Source organism: Streptococcus sp. GMD1S (assembly GCF_000296875.1).
Lineage (GTDB): Bacteria > Bacillota > Bacilli > Lactobacillales > Streptococcaceae > Streptococcus.
The window spans coordinates 1-533 of record NZ_AJQY01000438.1 but is presented as its reverse complement, the minus strand read 5'-3'; the positions used below and the strand labels follow the sequence as shown (position 1 = coordinate 533).

General features: G+C 44.3%; 1 protein-coding gene. It reads left to right on the top strand.

Going from position 1 to position 533, the window contains the following annotated elements:
* A partial coding sequence (locus GMD1S_RS10845; protein WP_000223136.1) for a xanthine phosphoribosyltransferase occupies positions 1-516 on the top strand: 516 nt, incomplete at its 5' end.
* Positions 517-533 lie beyond the last annotated feature (17 nt).

Here is a 533-nt window from a genome sequence, read left to right as displayed (position 1 = left end):
GATTCCTTTTTAACCCACCAAGTTGACTTTAGCTTGATGCGAGAGATTGGTAAGGTTTTTGCGGAAAAATTCGCTTCTGCTGGCATTACCAAGGTCGTGACCATTGAAGCGTCAGGCATTGCCCCAGCCGTTTTTACAGCGGAAGCCTTGAATGTGCCCATGATTTTCGCCAAGAAAGCTAAAAACATCACCATGAACGAAGGCATCTTAACCGCCCAAGTCTACTCCTTTACCAAGCAGGTGACCAGCACCGTTTCTATCGCTGGAAAATTCCTCTCACCAGAGGACAAGGTCTTGATTATCGATGATTTCCTAGCAAATGGACAAGCTGCCAAAGGCTTGATCCAAATCATCGAACAAGCTGGAGCAAAAGTTGAAGCGATTGGTATCGTGATTGAAAAATCCTTCCAAGACGGTCGTGATTTGCTTGAAAAAGCAGGTTACCCTGTCCTATCACTTGCTCGTTTGGATCGTTTTGAAAATGGTCAGGTCGTATTTAAGGAGGCAGATCTCTAATGCAAAAACAAGAAAAA